Here is a 255-nt window from a genome sequence, read left to right on the forward strand (position 1 = left end):
GTCTTAGCAAACCGCCTGCGCACGCTTTACGCCCAGTAATTCCGATTAACGCTCGCACCCTACGTATTACCGCGGCTGCTGGCACGTAGTTAGCCGGTGCTTATTCTTCCGGTACCGTCATCCCCCGGCTGTATTAGAGCCAAGGATTTCTTTCCGGACAAAAGTGCTTTACAACCCGAAGGCCTTCTTCACACACGCGGCATTGCTGGATCAGGCTTTCGCCCATTGTCCAAAATTCCCCACTGCTGCCTCCCG

1 rRNA gene is annotated in these 255 nt (G+C 54.9%); it reads right to left on the bottom strand.

Annotated elements, in window-relative coordinates:
- Positions 1 to 255 (bottom strand): 16S ribosomal RNA (locus H3O04_RS36875); the annotation flags it as partial.

This window comes from Burkholderia sp. KCJ3K979 (genome assembly GCF_016759955.1).
Lineage (GTDB): Bacteria > Pseudomonadota > Gammaproteobacteria > Burkholderiales > Burkholderiaceae > Burkholderia > Burkholderia orbicola.